This is a genomic window from Pseudomonas sp. FG1 (assembly GCF_034313875.1).
GTDB classification, from domain to species: Bacteria; Pseudomonadota; Gammaproteobacteria; order Pseudomonadales; family Pseudomonadaceae; genus Aquipseudomonas; species Aquipseudomonas veronii.
On sequence record NZ_JAVIWP010000001.1, the window covers coordinates 5,223,350 to 5,238,496 of the forward strand.

The window sequence follows — 15,147 nt, forward strand, 5'->3', positions numbered from 1 at the left end:
TTCAGGACAACCAACCACTGACCAACTGGCGCCCCATCGGCCACAGTTTTTCGCCGAGCAACATGCCCATCAGGCCTACCAGCGCGATGGCCGGCGGCGCGGGCGAGCGGAAATCCAGCGCACCGTAGATCACGCCGACGAAGAGGCCAATGGCAAGGGAGATCAAGTAACTCATGGGGGCAGCGCCTGGTGGTTGGATGGCGCTTAGTGTAGGAAGCCGCCGCCCACCTCATCGGCCAAGTGCTTCAGGATTTCGGCCAAACCTTTAACCGCGGTACTGCGACGGTGCCACGCCGAGTTCACGACGGAACATGTCGCTGAAACTGCTGGGCGAGTAACCCAGGGACCGCGCGATCGCGCTGACTGACTGGCCTTGGATCAACTCAGCCACCGCCGTGGCCAGTTGCACCTGGCGGCGCCATTCGGCGAAGCCCATGCCAAGGTGGTTCTGGAACAGCCGCGCCAAGGTCCGCACACTGGCACCGGCGGCCTCGGCGTGATGCTCGAAGGGAATCGCCAGGGATGGCGCCGCCATCACCGCCTGGCAGGCATTGACCAGGCGGCGGTCGGCCTCCGGCGGCATGGCGATGCGGATTGACGCGCGGCGTGCGCGCTGCAACTCCAGCAGGGCCAGGCCGACCACCGCGTCGTAATAGCCGGCATCGCCACTGTCGCCCTGCTCCACCAGGGTGACGATCAACTCGCGCAGCAGCCCGCCGACTTCAATCACCTGCACCTGGCTGTCCAGCGTCGCGGCCAGCGCCGGGCGCAGGTAGATATTGCGCATCTGCAAATCCGAGACCACGCGTATCCCGTGTTCCACGCCCGGCGGCAGCCAGACGGCGCGTTGGGGCGGCACCACCAGCGCTTCGCGTGGCGTCTCGACCCACATCACCCCGCTCATGGCATAGAGCAACTGGCCCCAGTCATGCCGATGGGGCTCTACGTACCAACCACGCGGGTAGGTCCGCGCCAGCGGCTGCACGGGCACGGCGTGATCACTGAGGTCGGGGGGCGTGGCCAGGGCCATGGGGAACACATCCGGCAAGGGTGAGCGGCCATGGTAATGACCAGCGCCCGACAAACCGAGCGAATTTTTACCGCGCTCAGCCTTTAGCCGACTTGGCGCATTCGCAGCCCGTCGGTGCCACACACGGCTCACCATGGGCATGGTGTTCGGCACAGCCCTGGCAGCAATAGCCCTTACCGTCTTTCATCACCGCCTCTACTCCCAGCACACATTTGCAGTGTGGGCAGGCACAGGTTGTATCTGGCATGGTCAGACTCCTTCGTCATGGTCGTCCCGGTGCGGCGGGCGCCGACACCTTTAGCAGTGACTGCGGGCCGGCGCGGATGGTTCCTACCATCAGTCGGTGCGGGTGTTGCTGCGGTACCTGAACACCAGCGCTAGCGCCAGGCAGGCCATTGCCACGATCCGGCTGCCCGACAGTTCGATGGCCGGGTGGCCCAGCCAGCCGAAATGGTCGATCAGCACGCTCATGGGGAAAACGCCTCGCGGTTAAAGTAGGTCCATTCCGATTTTTCGGGCCACTATTCCTAAGCCCGGCACGCTGCGACAGACTTCGGCGAAACCCTTGTTTGGAGCAATGCCATGGATGTCATGTACCGCAACCCGTCGCGCTCAAAACGGTTGGCGTCAACCAGCGGTCAGGCTGTCTTTGATAGCGCCAGCAGTTCTGGCTATATTTGGCCAAAATATGCGGAGAGCCCCATGATTACAGTGCCGTTGGGCGAAGCCAAAAACACGCTGTCAAAACTGGTTGATGAGGCGGCTGCCGGCAAAATCATCACCATCGCCAAACATGGGCGAGCGATGGCGCAGCTTGTCCCTGTTGGAAAATCCAAAGGCCGGCGAATTGGCGCCATGCAAGGCAAGCTGGTGATCCCGGATGACTTCGACGCGCCTTTGTCCGACGACCTCATCGCGGCGTTCCAGGGCACTCATTCATGAGAGTGCTGCTGGATACCCACATCCTATTGTGGACGTTGAACGATGACCCCAAGCTCTCCAGCAAAGCCCGAAAGCTGATTGAACATGCCGCAGAGATCTACGTCAGTGCCGCCACATTCTGGGAACTGGCGATCAAGGTCGGCCTGGGGAAACTCACTGTCGATCTGGATGAAATCCGTGAGTGCTGCCTGCAAAGCGGTTTCGTCGAACTCCCCATCACGTCAGAACACGCCATTGCGGTCAAGGATCTCAAGCCTCATCACAAAGACCCTTTCGATCGGCTCATCGCTGCAACCGCCCTGAGCGAACCAATGAAGCTATTGACGGCCGATCCGCAGGTTGCCCAATACACATCGCTGGCGGTCCTGGTGTAGAGCGCCCCAGCACCGCGGGCCTTGGATCAAAACAACCACTGCCCGATCAACCACGCATTCGCGCCACTGATCAGCGCAAACAGAAACCACGCGAGCACGCGCGTCGGCAGGCGATTGACGAACGGGCCCATCAGTCGCGCGTCGCCGGTCATGCGGATCAGCGGATACAACGCAAACGGCAACTGCAGGCTGAGCACCACCTGGCTGAGAATCAGCAATTTGCCAATGGCCGCGTCGCCCATCAGCCACCCCCCCACGAACGCCGGGATCAGCGCCAGCCCACGGGTGATCAGGCGTCGCTGCCAGCAAGGAATGCGCAGGTCGAGGTAGCCCTCCATGATCACTTGCCCGGCGATGGTGCCGGTGAACGTGGAACTCTGCCCGGAAGCCAGCAAGGCAATGCCGAACAGGATGCTGGCGAAGGCGCCGCCGACCAGAGGATCGAGCAAGTGGTAGGCGTCCTGGATCTCGACCACATCGGTATGCCCGGTTTTATGGAACGCAGCGGCGGCAAGCACCAGGATCGCGGCGTTGACCAGCAAGGCCAGGGCCAGGGAGCCGATGGTGTCGATACGCGCCAGCTTGACCGCGTCCTGCTTGCTGGCGAGGTCTTTGCCGATCAGCCGGGTTTGCACGATCGAGCTGTGCAGGTAGAGGTTATGCGGCATCACGGTGGCGCCGAGGATACCAATCGCCAGGTACAACGGTGCGGCATCGCTGATGGCCGACAACGACGGCGCAAAGCCGCTGAACACGTCCGGCCAGTAGGGTTTGATCAGCACCAGCTCGATGAAGAAACACACGCCGATGGTGGCAACCAGCGCCAGCATGATCGCTTCCAGGCGACGGAAACCACGGTTTTGCAGGGCCAGCACCAAGAGCGTGTCAAACGCGGTGATGACAATGCCGGTGGTCAACGAAACACCGAGCAGCAGGTGAAACGCCAGGGCGCAGCCGAGCACTTCGGCGAGGTCGGTGGCGATGATGGAAATTTCCGCCAACACCCACTGGGTGCGGGCCGAGCGTTGGCTGTAGCGTTCGCGGCACAGTTGCGCCAGGTCCTTGCCGGTGGCGATGCCCAGGCGCGAGCACAGGCACTGCACCACCATGCCCGCCAGGCTGGCCAGCAGCACCACAAACAGCAGGTTGTAGCCGTAGCGCGAGCCGGCCTCGATCGCCGTGGCCCAGTTGCCCGGGTCCATGTAGCCGATGGAAATCAGCAAGCCGGGGCCGGCAAACATCAGCATCCGTTTGAAAAACGACGCCTTGGGGTCGACGATGACAGAGCCAGCCACTTCCGGCGGGCAAAACGGAGCGGTAGCGATTTTCGGCAGGCTGAATTTCACGCAGTATCCCAGGCAAACACTCTAGACAAGCCCGTAGCTTATCAGTCGGATGCAACCGTTCGCATCACCGTGTCCCGCGGCAGGTCAAACGCTTCGACCACTTGCACCACCAGGTCCGTTTCCTGGTTCAACGCTTCGCGCTCCATGCGCTGGCGGATCACCCCGATCACCAGTACCGCCAAGGTCGTGATCGAATACGCCGGGCCGGAAAACGCACGCACCCCGCTCACCAGCAACATCGCCGCCGCCAGTGCCTGGCCCACCAGCGGAATCGCCGTGGCCGCGCCGCGCCGCAGGATGAACCCGGTCAGCCCCGCCAACGCCGTACCGCTCAACGCCGTGGCGGCCGAACGGCCGACATCGATGCGATGGAACAGGCCCTGCTCCTTTTGCGCCGCCGCCTGAAGCTCGGCGTCGAACGCCTGGCGGTCGGCGTGGCTGAGTTTATCCTTGTATTGTTCGATGAGTTTTTCCGCGACCTGCGCTTCGATGTCCGCCAGCACGACGGTCTCCATCGGTTCATCGAACTTGATCCCCAGCCGCTGCGCCACATCCTCGGCGATCTGGCGATACCCCACGCCGTGCCCCCGGGCGAGGTTCATGAAGCTGTCGCCGCCCATGCGCTGCAACTCGATGGCCAACTTCAGCGGCTCGCGCACCGTGGCATCAATCGAGGCACTGCGCTTTTGCGCGATCAATTCGGCGAGAAATTTCAGCTCGTCCGGGCGCGCCCGCACCAGCACCGGGAACAGTTCGTCATCTTCTTCGGCAAAGCGCACCTCGCTACTGCGCTGGTCGGCGCGGATCATGCCGCGTCGCTCCTGCAGCAGGTCGGTGTACTGCACCACCGTCTGCAACTGTGGCCAATAGGCCGCGTGATCGAAGCTGGCCAGGTGAACGTTGGTCACCTTGGCCTTGAGCGCGGGCGTGATCGGGATGGCGTAGCGACCGATGCAACGCTCGGTATCCGGTTTCATCGCCAGGGCCCAATCCTTACTGGAATGACAATTGATCACCCGCCCCGAAAGCGCTGCGCACACTTCATCCCAAGGGCTCGACGTACAGATCGCCCCGCCCATCAACAGCAAATGGTTCAACGGCAGTTCGCGCGCAGTGTCGGGGTTGGCCAACACGCTCTTGACCAGGATGCGCGCGCCGAGGGAATGCCCGATCAGGTTGATGCGCCGCACCTGCAGCGACTCGCCGTGGAGGAATTCGGCCAATTCCGGCAACAGGCTGCGGGCCACTTCATCCACCCGCGCCTCGACACTTTTGTAATGGTCGAGAAAATACCCGATCGCCTTGCCCACCCCTACCGTCGCCGCTCCCAGGCCGCCGCCGCCGAGCATCGCGGTGATCACGTCCTTGAACGGTGCGAACAGGTTTTCCAGAAAATGCCCGGCCGGCCAGAACAGCATCAGGTTGGTCGAACCTTCGATACTTGCCAGTTGCGCCGAGAAGTTGCCCAGTTGCTGCCGGTTGAAGAACGCCGAGTAACCGTGAACATAGAGATTGAGCACATCCCCCTGAGGCTCGCCGCACAGTACGAACGTGGGCTTGCGGGTACGGTGCATTTCATCCCACTGGTGCTGCATGGGCCGGTGACTCCTGGTGACGAAGGACGCCGATAGTAACAAAGGGCGGGCCACAGGAAGGTGAATCCTGACGGGCGCGGACGCCGCAACCCCCTCAGAACAACGGCGCGGCCTTTGATTTAGTCAGATAACGCGCCGGGGTATCGCCCAGGTTGCGCCGGAACAACGCAGTGAAGGCGCTGGCACTGCTGAAGCCCAACTCAAACGCCACCTCGGTGATGGACACGCCGTGGCTGAGCCGGGCAGTGGCTTCCAGCAGGCAGACTTGCTGGCGCCAGGCGACGAACGTCATGCCCGTGTTCTCAAGGAAATGGCGGGTAAAGGTGCGCCGGCTCATGCTCGACCACGCGGCCATTTCGTCAATCGAAGTGTGTTGCGTAGGGGCCTCCAGAAAACGCTGGCAGGCGCTCGCCAGCCGTGGCTCGCGGGGCAACGGCGCGCTGAGGGGCAACTCGGGCATCGCTCCGATCTCGTCGATCAGCAGCGTCAGCACGCAGGCCTGCCGGGCATTGGGTAAGGTCGAAGGCTCGATGGCCAGCGCCGCCTGCAACAGATGCCTGAGCAGGGGCGACACTTCAAACACCTGGCAGCGTGCCTGCAACCCCGCCCGTGCGGCGGCGCCGGCGTCCAGGTAGGTATTGAGCATCACCACATCGCCGCGCATCTGCATTTCATGGGGCACGCCGCCGGGCACCCAGATCGCCCGCTGCGGCGGCACCACCCAGTTGCCCAGGTCGGTAAACATTTTCAGTGCGCCGGTGGAAGCGTAGGCGAACTGACCTCGCGGGTGCGTGTGCCGCGCAAACACGGTGCCAGAGGGGTATTCGCGCAGCGTCACCAGCGCGTCGGGGCTGTCGGCATCAAAAGTCGGCATCATGGCCCGATTCTGTCAAAAGTTGACCTGGCATAGCAAGCGGGCCACTGCCCTGCCGCCTAACATCGACGCCTTTGAAGCTGCACTCGGCCTAAAAGGAAACCCCATGCAGAAAAAACACCTGGTGCTTGCCGTGCTGGTTACGTTGGTCTGGGGGGTGAACTTCCCCCTGACAAAATTGGGCCTGCGTGCAATCGACCCCTTTGTCCTCACCGGCATACGCTTTGCCCTCGCCGCCCTGCCGCTGGTGTTCTTCATCAAGCGCCCCGTCGTGCGCTTCCACTATGTGGCGGCTTACGGGCTCATCTTCGGGCTGGGGATGTGGGGCGTGATCAACTATGGCATTCAGGTCGGTGTCAGCCCGGGAATCGCCTCGCTGATCATCCAACTCAGCGTGTTTTTCAGCATGGGTTGGGGCTATGTGCTGTTCCAGGAAAAAATCCGCAGGGCCCAAGTGCTCGGCGCCGTGCTCGCGGTGACCGGCCTGGCGGGGATTATCGCGACGCAACACGGCGACCACGCGCTGCTGGGTATTCTGTTGATCGTCTTCAGCGCGCTGGCCTGGAGTGTCGGCAACGTGATCATCAAGCAATCGGGCGTGAAAGAGATCTTCTCGTTCATGGTGTGGGCCAGTCTGTTCCCACCGATTCCGCTGTGGCTCATGGCCTGGTGGCTGCACGGCAGCGCAGCGTTCGCCAACGTGGGCGCCAACCTCGACCTGACGGCGGCGGGTTCCATCCTGTTCCAGGTCTACCTGGCCACGCACTTTGCCTACTGGGGCTGGAACTCACTGCTCAAGGCATACCCGGTATCCACCGTAGCGCCGCTGTCCCTGCTGATTCCGGTGTTCGGCATGACCAGTTCGATGCTGATCATCGGCGAGCGCATATCCACGCCCAACCTGCTCTCGATTGCGCTCATCATCACGGGACTGGCCGTGGGGTTGTACCGCACGCCCGCCAGTGCGCCTGGAAAAACACTCAGCCAGTGAAAGACACGCCCGCGAGAACGCGGTCGCCCAGCAAAAAATCACCTGCCCAGCACGATCCCACACTGCAAAAACACAATTATCGACATGTAAAAAGCGCTCTAATAGCCGCCTGTTGATTGGCTTTAAAGATTTTGGAGTTCGCAATGCCCCATGAAGGCAACCTGTTACAAGCAGCCGTGGTGTTCCTGCTCGCCGCCGTGCTGACCGTGCCCCTTGCCAAGCGCCTGCAGTTGGGCGCGGTGCTGGGCTATCTGTTCGCCGGTGTGATCATCGGCCCGTCGGTACTGGGCCTGATCGGCAACCCGCAAAGCGTCGCGCAGTTCTCGGAGTTGGGCGTGGTGCTGCTGCTGTTCATCATCGGCCTGGAGCTGTCGCCGAAACGTTTATGGGTGATGCGCAAGGCGGTATTCGGTGTCGGCCTGGCCCAGGTGCTGCTCACCGGCCTGGTGATGGGCGGGGTCGCGCTGTGGCTGTTCGGCCAGTCGTGGAACAGCGCAATCGTGCTGGGCCTGGGCCTGGCGCTGTCGTCCACCGCCTTTGGCCTGCAAAGCCTGGCCGAGCGCAAGGAGCTGAACCAGCCCCACGGGCGCCTGGCTTTTGCGATTCTGCTGTTCCAGGACATTGCGGCGATCCCGCTGATTGCCATGGTGCCGTTGCTGGCCGGGGGCGATCACCCAAGTACCCAGGCCCAGGGCGTGCAGCACGTGTTGCAGATCCTCGGCAGCATCGCCGTGGTGATCATCGGCGGGCGCTATCTGTTGCGCCCGGTGTTTCGCGTCGTCGCCAAGACCGGCTTGCGCGAAGTGTCCACGGCCACCGCGTTGCTGGTAGTGATCGGCACCGCCTGGCTGATGGAGTTGGTCGGCGTGTCCATGGCCCTGGGCGCGTTCCTCGCCGGCCTGCTGCTGGCGGACTCGGAATACCGCCACGAACTGGAATCCCAGATCGAACCGTTCAAGGGCCTGCTGCTTGGCCTGTTTTTCATCAGCGTGGGCATGGGCGCCAACCTCAGCCTGCTGCTCAGCTCGCCGCTGGTGGTGATCGGCCTGACCCTGCTGTTGATCGGTTTGAAACTGCCGCTGCTGTATGCCGTCGGCCGGCTGGTGGGCGATCTCAACCGCGAGAGCGCCTTGCGCCTGGGCGTGGTGCTGGCGGCAGGCGGTGAATTCGCCTTCGTGGTGTTCAAGATCGGCCGCGACCAGGGCCTGTTCGAACCGCACCTGTACGACATCCTGGTGCTGACCATCACCCTGTCGATGGCCGTGACGCCGCTGCTGTTGCTGGTCTGCCCGAAGCTGTTCAAGCCCAAGGTCAAACCCGTGGAAGTCCCCGAGGAATACCGCACCATCGAAAGCGATGCGCCGCGCGTGATCATCGCCGGCATGGGCCGCATGGGGCAGATCGTCGCGCGAATCCTGCGCGCGCAGAACATTTCGTTTATCGCCCTGGACACCTCGGTCGAAACCATCGAGCTGACCCGCAGTTTCGGCGGAATGCCGGTATTCTACGGCGACCCGCAACGTCCGGAGATCCTGCACGCGGCCAAGGTCGACCGGGCGGAGTTCTTCGTCATCGCGATGGATGACCCGGAGATCAACATCAAAACCGCCGAACTGGTGCGCAGCCTCTATCCGCACATGAAGATCATCGCCCGCGCCCGTAACCGGCAGCACGTCCACCGTTTGGTGGACCTCGACGCGTCACCGGTGCGCGAAACCTTCTATTCCAGCCTGGAAATGAGCCGCCGCACCCTGGTGGGCCTCGGCCTGAGCCAAGCCCAGGCCGACGCGCGCATCACCCGGTTCAAGAACCACGACCTGCAGGTCCTCGCCGCCCAGCACGCGGTGTACGACGACGCGGCCAAGGTCATGCAGACCGCCCAGGAAGCCCGTGCGGAACTGGCGCGGTTGTTTGAAATGGACCGTCTTGAGGAAGAGTCCGACAAGGTGTGATGGTGCAGATGAACGATCTTGCGAATTTTCTGACAGAATATGGCGCAATTTCGTTCATCTACCGGAGCGCTTCTTCATGGCCACTTTCACCAAGACCGCCGTCCTGCTGGCCCTGGCGCTTAGCGCCGGCAGCGTATTCGCCGCGGCCAAGCCGGCGGATCAGACCATCTCCACCTTGGGCGGCAAGTTCAGCTTCGACCTGCCCAAGGCCTATGTCGCCGACACCCTGCCAGCCGGCAAGGCAGCAGACGGCACCGGGGATACCCAAGGTACGATGTACGCGAACCAAACCACGAAAAGTGTGGTCATCGTCGCCGAAACCGTGCGCAACGACGGGGTGACCATTAAAGATAATGACCCGCAGTTTCTCGACGGCGCAGTCGCCGGCTTCGTCAAGGACCAGAGCGCCGCCCTGCCCGACTTCAAGAAACAGAACGAAAAGAAACTGACCTTCAAGGGCCTCGGCCTGCGCCAGGTGGACAGCACGGCCACCCAAGGCGGCGGTAAAACCTTGAACTCCACCTTCCTCGGCGGTTCCGGCAATCACTTACTGGTGATCCAGGCGATTTCGCGGGCAGATGATGTGAAGGGGCATGCGCAGTTGGTGAAACTGATCACCGGCGGCAAGTAAACCGACCGTTAAAACCACACCGATCAACTGTGGGAGGGGGCTTGCTCCCGATGGCGGTGCATCAGTCATGCATGTGTTGGCTGACACACTGCTATCGGGAGCAAGCTCCCTCCCACATTTTTAGCGGTGTTCACTTCACATTGGTTTCCAGCCAGGCCTTCAAGTCCTGCACTTCCGCTGCGCTGATGGTGTGGTTCATGCCCGGATAAGTATGAAACTGCGGCTTGAGCCCCAACCCCGACAACACCTCGTTCGCCCGCGTCGCCGAGGCATACGGCAGCGCCTGGTCCAACGTGCCGTGGCCGATGAAAATCGCCAACTGGCCCAATCGCTCATCCGGCTTGAGCTGCGCCTTGAGCACCGGCAACACGCTGCCACTGAGCGCCGCAATCCCGCGCACCAACTCAGGGTCACGTAACGCCACCTCGTATGACATGATCGCGCCCTGGCTGAACCCCACCAGGAACACCCGGTCAGGCTGGGTGTGGTATTTGACGGTAGCCTTGACGACAAACGCCTTGATCAGCCTGGCGCTGCTCTGCAGGTCGTCGGTCATCCCATCGTAATCGCCGTCACCCGGCGTCTTGGTGAACCAGCGGAACCCTTGGGCGTCCACCGGCATCGGCGCGCGCGCCGACAGGTAGGTCCAGGTGGACGGCAGCGCATCCTTGATGCCGAACAGGTCTTCCTCGTTGCTGCCAAAACCGTGCAGGAAAATCACCAGCGGCTGGTTGCGCGCATCGCTCTGGGTCTGTTCCAGGTACAACAACGGCAAGTCGGTGTGCAGGTCGGAATCGGCGTGGGCGGCACCGGCCACCAGGGTCAACACCAGCGCGAACAGTTTGAACATGGAGATCGACCTCAGGGTTTGCGCAGCAAATAAGTGTCCATGATCCAGCCGTTGGCCAGACGCGCAGCCTTGCGCACCCGTTGGATGTCTTCAGCGACTTCACTCACCTTGCCGCTGATGAGGATTTCATCCGGCGTGCCGAGGTAGGCCCCCCAATAAATGTCCAGATCCTGATCGGCCACGCTGCGGTAGGAGTCTTCGGCGTCGAGCATCACCACCAGGGTGTCGGCATCGCTCGCCTGCCCCGCCGCCAAACGGCGCCCGGTGGTGATCTCGATGGAGCGGCCGATGCGGTTCAGCGGCACTTTGTGCTGGGCCGCCAGGGCCTGCACGCTGGTGATGCCGGGGATCACTTCGAATTCAAAGACGCAGCGGCCACTGGCCAGGATCGCCTGCAGAATGCGGATGGTGCTGTCGTACAACGCCGGATCGCCCCAAGCCAGAAAAGCCCCCACTTCGCCGTCGGCCATTTCTTCGTTGATCATGCGCTCGAAGGTCTGCTGCTTATCGCGGTTGAGGTCCTGCACGGCGCGGGTGTAGTCGATGTCCCCGCGCACCCGCTCGGGGCAATCGGCCTCGACGAAGCGGTAGCCGGGCTCGGTGATGTAGGTCGCGCAGATCTCACGGCGCAGGTCGATCAGCTTGTCTTTGCTCTGGCCCTTGTCCATCAGGAAAAACACGTCGGTGCGGTTCAGCGCCTTCACGGCCTGCATCGTGATGTAGTCAGGGTTGCCGGCGCCAATGCCGATGATCAGGATGCGTTTCATGGGTTGCTCTCATTGCGGGGCGTGGATTTTGCCATGTTCACGCACTCAGGCGTGAGTTTCCAGGCGCAGGCGCCAGACGCCGTTGAAACGCAGCTCAGTGCAAGACAGCGGCTCCACATCGATGCGATAGAACATCGCGACGGGAAACTGCATGACGTAGAGCAACGCGGCGCGGATGACAAACGGGTGGGTGATGGCCACGACATGGCCGGATTCGGTTTGCAGCGACTGCATCCACTGCGCGACGCGCGCGCAGAGCCGATCCACCGACTCGCCACCGTGGGGTGCGCTCGCGCTGTCGGTGAGCCAGGTCGTCAGTTCGGCGCTGTCGAGCGCGGCGATGTCCTGGCCTTTCCAGTGCCCGACATCGCCATCGCGCAAGGCCTCGTCGATCTGCGCCCGATCGCCGAACAAACTCGCCGTCTGACGGGTTCGCGCCTCGGGCCCACAGCGCAGCCGCACGTTTTTCTTGAAGCGACCGGCCAGGGATAACGCCGCGTTTTGCCAATCCATCACCAACGATTCGTCATCGGCAAAGCAGCCGCGCTTTTGCAACGGCGTGACGGCATGGCAGATCAGAGTCAAACGGGTGGCTTGCATCGCGGATCGCAGCTACAGGAAGGATGAGGCCGCCAAGACTGGCGCAGTTGGGGCGATCACGCAACGTCCGGGGCCGGATCCTGCACTAATCAAACCACTCCCGCCGCCCCTCGAACGTACTGGTGATCAACTCGACAATCATCTGCACCGCCTCGGCATGCTGCACCTGCGCTTTCACCGCCAGCCACACCTGGCGCTGCATGGGCTCGGCGAGCAATCCCGGCAAGGCCACCAGGCCACGGTCGAAGCTGCCCATGTAGCGCGGCAGCAAACCGATGCAGGCGCCGCAGCGGATCATCTCGAGCATCAACGAATAGGCATGCACCTGCACGACCGCGGCCAGGCGCTGTGCGACCACCGTGTTCCATGGCTGTAAGGCGTTCACCTGCCCATCCGGCTGCCACTGCACCAGCATGTAGTCATCCAGGTCTTCGACACTGTCGGGGCGGGTTGTCAGCCGCGAGTAACGCTTGGCGATGTGCGGCAGGTACTCCAAGCGCGCCAGCACTTGAGGCGGCGCAGTGGGGAAACTCGGGCCGGGTGTAGGGCCATCGGCGTCGGAGAGCCACAGCACCACGTCAACGTCCGCCGCTTGCAGGGACAATTGGCTGTCGATGGAGATGATCTCCAGGCGCACGCTGGCGTTGCGGCGCAGCAAGGCGATCAGGTCGCGCCCGAGGATGTCGTGCAGGATCGGCTCGGCCACGGCCAGGCGAATCAGCGGTTGCTCCACCACCGGCAGGCGCCGCGCATGGGCCAGGGCAATCAATTGCGCCTGCAGCAGTTGGCCATCGCGGCTGAGTACCAGGCCGTTGCCCTGAAAAATGAACAACACATGGCGCAGCTGTTCCTCCAGTTGCGCCAGGCGTTTGCGCAGCAGCGTCGCCTTGATATTCAGGCTGCGCGCCGCCTGCATGAAACAGCCGCAGCGCGCACTCACCAGAAAGTAGCGCGCGACCTCCGGCTCGATGTCGTTGGCCAGGGCCAACCAGGCGCTGCGGGACTGGCTCGGCTCGCGATAGGGTGCAGGCCCCTGGGGGCCAGACGGTTCTAGAAATGCCATGGGAGACTCCCTGTCTTGTAGGTCTTGTGCATCCAATGCGGTTGACGCGGGTTACTCCAGCACCTGGTTCAACTGCGCGCCGTCGATGCTCAAGGTCGCGGTATTGAGCATGCCTTCCAGATACGCCTTGGCGATCTGTTCCTGGCGTTGCGCGCGCAGGGCCTGGGTCAGGCGCTCGCGCAGTTCGTCGAGGGTGGCGGTGCGCGCCGGTTGCTGGGCGGTGAGTTTGAGCACATGGAACCCCGCCGGGCTTTGCACCACCTCCGAGACCGCGCCGACCTTGAGCCGCGACACCGCTTCGCGCACCGCCGGCACCAGTTGCTGCAACGGCTGCAAGCCCGAGTCGCCGCCGCGCTGGGCGGTGTCCGGATCTTGCGAGTATTGCGTGGCCAGGGCGGCAAAATCCCCCGGCGCGGCCTGGGCCTTGCGGCTCAGTTCCTGGGCCTGGCGACGTACCGCGTCGACACTTTGCGGGTCATTCAGCGCCAGGAAGATCTGGCTGACCCGGTACATCGGCGGCGTCATCCATTGTGCTTTGCCAGCGTCGTAGGCCTGCTGCAATTCAGCGGCGCTGGGGTAGTCGGCCGGCACCTGGCTGACCGAGAGCATGTAGTCGCGAAACACGATCTGTTCGGTGGCGGCGCGGGTCTGTTGCTCCACCTCCGGGCGCTGGCGCCAGCCCTGGGCGTCGGCCTGTTCGAGCACGGCCTTTTGCGCCAGGCGCGAACGCAGCCAGCTTTCCAGGGCGCCACGGTTGCCGCGCAGTTGCTCACGGGATTCGGCCGGCAGGCTCGCCAGCACGCTTTTCAGTTCAGGCACGTCGATCTGCTGGTTGCCCAGGCGTGCCACCGCCGGCGCGCCACGCTCGTTGGGCGAGGGCGTGACGACAGGCGCCGGTTGCTGAGCGGCGACCGGGTCGCTGCCCGGTCGCAGGCTCAACCCCACCGCCACCACCAGCAACGTCAGCGCCCCCGCGCCGACAACCACAGTTCGCTTCTTCACAGCACCGGTACCTCTTCAGCTACAGGTTCAGCCGCCTGGGCCTGCAACTGCGCGGCGTGCTGGCTGTACTCACGCAGGTAGACGATAAATTCCTGCAGCAGGCGGTCCCACAGTTCCAACTGACTGCGCAGGTGCGTGGCGCCGACACCGGCCACCACCACATCCATTTCCATCAGCAGAAATTCACCCTGCACCGACAGCCGCGCAAAACGGCGCGAGGCGTTCCACACCTGGGCCAGGCCTTCGGGCAAGTCGCCCTGCACGCGCAGCGCGCAGCTGTAGGTGAAATCCACGTAGCTGCCCGGCTCCGTCGCCGGGTTGCCGAAGCGCACGGCAAAGCCGATGCCCTGGCTGGCGCTGAGCAGTTGCACGATGCCGTTCTGCTCGCTCTGGTTGACCCGGTAGCCGGCCTCTTGCAGCAACTCGGTGAGGCTCTGGGCGGTGACGCTGGTGATCAATTCGTTCATGGTCTGCTCTTCCTTGTGGATCAATGATTGACGCCCGCCTGGGGCGCATCGAAGCGGGTCTTGTACAGATCGTCGCCAAACCCCTGGGCCAGTTCCTCGAACTTGACCCGCGCACCGCTGGCGAAGGGTTGGCGAATACTCATTACCTCGGCCACGTCGATTTTTTCGTAGGCCGCGAGCAACTGCTGAGCCACGCCGTACATCTGCTGATTCTTGGCTGAACATTGCTGCACTTGTGTGTCACGTTCGCTCAGTTGCGCCTGCAGGCGTGCGCGCTCGGTTTCTTTGCCCTTGGCCAACACCAGCAGTTCGTCATAAGCCTTCTTGAACTTGCCGATCTGCTCGTTGCTCGCCGCCGCCTGGGCTTGCGCCTGGCTGTGCAGGTTCTGTTGCTGGCCGGCGAGTTGCTCGGCCACGCCACGGGCCTTTTCCAGCTCGGCGGTCAATTGCTTGATTTGCACCTGGGCCTGCTTGGCCTGGTTTTCCGCCGCCAGACGCGCGGCACTGGCCTGGGCCTGCTCGCTTTGCAGCGCCTGCAACTGCTGGGTGGTGCTGCGCAGTTGCGTGCGCAGGCGCTCTTCCATGCCTTCGGCCGAAGCACCGGTGGTAACCAGCAGCAACAGCAGCGCGCATATTCGCGTGTTCATGGGGCATCTCCCTGCG

The 15,147-nt window shown here is 63.0% G+C and carries 18 protein-coding genes and 1 pseudogene; 5 read left to right on the plus strand and 14 right to left on the minus strand.

Features of this window, described 5'->3' with window-relative positions:
- Position 1 precedes the first annotated feature (1 nt).
- From RGV59_RS23745 to RGV59_RS23760, 4 genes and pseudogenes are all read right to left on the minus strand, one after another.
- Positions 2 to 175: a DUF1427 family protein gene (locus RGV59_RS23745; RefSeq protein ID WP_017849167.1), complete on the minus strand. Its 174-nt coding sequence runs from the start codon at positions 173 to 175 to the stop codon at positions 2 to 4.
- Positions 176 to 265: 90 nt separating this feature from the next.
- Positions 266 to 1,030, minus strand: coding sequence for an AraC family transcriptional regulator (locus RGV59_RS23750; protein ID WP_104902994.1), 765 nt, complete (start codon positions 1,028 to 1,030; stop codon positions 266 to 268).
- A 76-nt stretch (positions 1,031 to 1,106) separates the two neighbouring features.
- On the minus strand, positions 1,107 to 1,277 hold the full coding sequence (locus RGV59_RS23755) for a metallothionein (RefSeq protein WP_079444133.1): 171 nt from the start codon (positions 1,275 to 1,277) through the stop codon (positions 1,107 to 1,109).
- A gap of 89 nt (positions 1,278 to 1,366) precedes the next feature.
- Positions 1,367 to 1,501 (minus strand): annotated as a pseudogene (locus RGV59_RS23760) (DMT family transporter); the annotation flags it as partial.
- A gap of 111 nt (positions 1,502 to 1,612) precedes the next feature.
- On the opposite strand from RGV59_RS23760, the gene RGV59_RS23765 reads away from it, so the two are divergent.
- On the plus strand, positions 1,613 to 1,972 hold the full coding sequence (locus tag RGV59_RS23765) for a type II toxin-antitoxin system Phd/YefM family antitoxin (RefSeq protein ID WP_232925629.1): 360 nt from the start codon (positions 1,613 to 1,615) through the stop codon (positions 1,970 to 1,972).
- Positions 1,969 to 2,346: a type II toxin-antitoxin system VapC family toxin gene (locus tag RGV59_RS23770; protein ID WP_046489214.1), complete on the plus strand. Its 378-nt coding sequence runs from the start codon at positions 1,969 to 1,971 to the stop codon at positions 2,344 to 2,346. Before RGV59_RS23765 ends, RGV59_RS23770 begins: the two co-directional genes overlap by 4 nt.
- A gap of 26 nt (positions 2,347 to 2,372) precedes the next feature.
- Here the strand turns inward: RGV59_RS23770 and RGV59_RS23775 are convergent, their stop codons facing one another.
- From RGV59_RS23775 to RGV59_RS23785, 3 genes are all read right to left on the minus strand, one after another.
- Positions 2,373 to 3,692 (minus strand): Nramp family divalent metal transporter, encoded by a 1,320-nt coding sequence (locus tag RGV59_RS23775; protein WP_126586911.1) that lies wholly within the window; start codon positions 3,690 to 3,692, stop codon positions 2,373 to 2,375.
- 41 nt (positions 3,693 to 3,733) lie between these two features.
- The gene (locus tag RGV59_RS23780; RefSeq protein WP_126586914.1) at positions 3,734 to 5,287 is read right to left on the minus strand and encodes a DUF726 domain-containing protein; all 1,554 of its coding nucleotides are present in this window, start codon (positions 5,285 to 5,287) and stop codon (positions 3,734 to 3,736) included.
- 94 nt (positions 5,288 to 5,381) lie between these two features.
- Positions 5,382 to 6,164, minus strand: coding sequence for an AraC family transcriptional regulator (locus RGV59_RS23785; RefSeq protein ID WP_126586916.1), 783 nt, complete (start codon positions 6,162 to 6,164; stop codon positions 5,382 to 5,384).
- Between the two features lie 103 nt (positions 6,165 to 6,267).
- Between RGV59_RS23785 and RGV59_RS23790 the strand changes: the two genes are divergently transcribed.
- The 3 genes from RGV59_RS23790 (at position 6,268) to RGV59_RS23800 (ending at position 9,735) form a co-directional block, all read left to right on the plus strand.
- Complete coding sequence (locus RGV59_RS23790; protein ID WP_126586918.1) at positions 6,268 to 7,152, plus strand: EamA family transporter; 885 nt, start codon at positions 6,268 to 6,270, stop codon at positions 7,150 to 7,152.
- A gap of 143 nt (positions 7,153 to 7,295) precedes the next feature.
- Complete coding sequence (locus RGV59_RS23795) at positions 7,296 to 9,104, plus strand: monovalent cation:proton antiporter-2 (CPA2) family protein (RefSeq protein WP_017849158.1); 1,809 nt, start codon at positions 7,296 to 7,298, stop codon at positions 9,102 to 9,104.
- Positions 9,105 to 9,180: 76 nt separating this feature from the next.
- Positions 9,181 to 9,735: a hypothetical protein gene (locus RGV59_RS23800; protein WP_017849157.1), complete on the plus strand. Its 555-nt coding sequence runs from the start codon at positions 9,181 to 9,183 to the stop codon at positions 9,733 to 9,735.
- A gap of 130 nt (positions 9,736 to 9,865) precedes the next feature.
- Here the strand turns inward: RGV59_RS23800 and RGV59_RS23805 are convergent, their stop codons facing one another.
- The 7 genes from RGV59_RS23805 to RGV59_RS23835 form a co-directional block, all read right to left on the minus strand.
- Entirely contained in the window at positions 9,866 to 10,585 is a 720-nt protein-coding gene (locus RGV59_RS23805; RefSeq protein ID WP_126586920.1) for an alpha/beta hydrolase, read from the minus strand.
- 11 nt (positions 10,586 to 10,596) lie between these two features.
- Complete coding sequence (gene cobF / locus RGV59_RS23810; RefSeq protein WP_057004366.1) at positions 10,597 to 11,352, minus strand: precorrin-6A synthase (deacetylating); 756 nt, start codon at positions 11,350 to 11,352, stop codon at positions 10,597 to 10,599.
- 45 nt (positions 11,353 to 11,397) lie between these two features.
- Positions 11,398 to 11,952 (minus strand): histidine phosphatase family protein, encoded by a 555-nt coding sequence (locus tag RGV59_RS23815; protein WP_017849154.1) that lies wholly within the window; start codon positions 11,950 to 11,952, stop codon positions 11,398 to 11,400.
- A gap of 85 nt (positions 11,953 to 12,037) precedes the next feature.
- Complete coding sequence (locus RGV59_RS23820) at positions 12,038 to 13,015, minus strand: LysR family transcriptional regulator (RefSeq protein WP_126586922.1); 978 nt, start codon at positions 13,013 to 13,015, stop codon at positions 12,038 to 12,040.
- A gap of 51 nt (positions 13,016 to 13,066) precedes the next feature.
- The gene (locus tag RGV59_RS23825; RefSeq protein ID WP_126586924.1) at positions 13,067 to 14,017 is read right to left on the minus strand and encodes a peptidylprolyl isomerase; all 951 of its coding nucleotides are present in this window, start codon (positions 14,015 to 14,017) and stop codon (positions 13,067 to 13,069) included.
- The gene (locus RGV59_RS23830) at positions 14,014 to 14,484 is read right to left on the minus strand and encodes a YbjN domain-containing protein (protein WP_102618446.1); all 471 of its coding nucleotides are present in this window, start codon (positions 14,482 to 14,484) and stop codon (positions 14,014 to 14,016) included. Before RGV59_RS23830 ends, RGV59_RS23825 begins: the two co-directional genes overlap by 4 nt.
- 20 nt (positions 14,485 to 14,504) lie before the next feature.
- Positions 14,505 to 15,131, minus strand: coding sequence for a hypothetical protein (locus tag RGV59_RS23835; RefSeq protein ID WP_046489225.1), 627 nt, complete (start codon positions 15,129 to 15,131; stop codon positions 14,505 to 14,507).
- Between the last annotated feature and the right edge of the window lie 16 nt (positions 15,132 to 15,147).

What these genes read in the sequence shown, in the direction of transcription:
- RGV59_RS23745 (WP_017849167.1), bottom strand. Translation starts at nt 175, where the DNA reads ATGAGTTACTTGATCTCCCTTGCCATTGGCCTCTTCGTCGGCGTGATC.
- RGV59_RS23750 (WP_104902994.1), bottom strand. Translation starts at nt 1,030, where the DNA reads ATGGCCCTGGCCACGCCCCCCGACCTCAGTGATCACGCCGTGCCCGTG.
- RGV59_RS23755 (WP_079444133.1), bottom strand. Translation starts at nt 1,277, where the DNA reads ATGCCAGATACAACCTGTGCCTGCCCACACTGCAAATGTGTGCTGGGA.
- RGV59_RS23765 (WP_232925629.1), top strand. Translation starts at nt 1,613, where the DNA reads ATGGATGTCATGTACCGCAACCCGTCGCGCTCAAAACGGTTGGCGTCA.
- RGV59_RS23770 (WP_046489214.1), top strand. Translation starts at nt 1,969, where the DNA reads ATGAGAGTGCTGCTGGATACCCACATCCTATTGTGGACGTTGAACGAT.
- RGV59_RS23780 (WP_126586914.1), bottom strand. Translation starts at nt 5,287, where the DNA reads ATGCAGCACCAGTGGGATGAAATGCACCGTACCCGCAAGCCCACGTTC.
- RGV59_RS23785 (WP_126586916.1), bottom strand. Translation starts at nt 6,164, where the DNA reads ATGATGCCGACTTTTGATGCCGACAGCCCCGACGCGCTGGTGACGCTG.
- RGV59_RS23790 (WP_126586918.1), top strand. Translation starts at nt 6,268, where the DNA reads ATGCAGAAAAAACACCTGGTGCTTGCCGTGCTGGTTACGTTGGTCTGG.
- RGV59_RS23795 (WP_017849158.1), top strand. Translation starts at nt 7,296, where the DNA reads ATGCCCCATGAAGGCAACCTGTTACAAGCAGCCGTGGTGTTCCTGCTC.
- RGV59_RS23800 (WP_017849157.1), top strand. Translation starts at nt 9,181, where the DNA reads ATGGCCACTTTCACCAAGACCGCCGTCCTGCTGGCCCTGGCGCTTAGC.
- RGV59_RS23805 (WP_126586920.1), bottom strand. Translation starts at nt 10,585, where the DNA reads ATGTTCAAACTGTTCGCGCTGGTGTTGACCCTGGTGGCCGGTGCCGCC.
- cobF (WP_057004366.1), bottom strand. Translation starts at nt 11,352, where the DNA reads ATGAAACGCATCCTGATCATCGGCATTGGCGCCGGCAACCCTGACTAC.
- RGV59_RS23815 (WP_017849154.1), bottom strand. Translation starts at nt 11,952, where the DNA reads ATGCAAGCCACCCGTTTGACTCTGATCTGCCATGCCGTCACGCCGTTG.
- RGV59_RS23820 (WP_126586922.1), bottom strand. Translation starts at nt 13,015, where the DNA reads ATGGCATTTCTAGAACCGTCTGGCCCCCAGGGGCCTGCACCCTATCGC.
- RGV59_RS23830 (WP_102618446.1), bottom strand. Translation starts at nt 14,484, where the DNA reads ATGAACGAATTGATCACCAGCGTCACCGCCCAGAGCCTCACCGAGTTG.
- RGV59_RS23835 (WP_046489225.1), bottom strand. Translation starts at nt 15,131, where the DNA reads ATGAACACGCGAATATGCGCGCTGCTGTTGCTGCTGGTTACCACCGGT.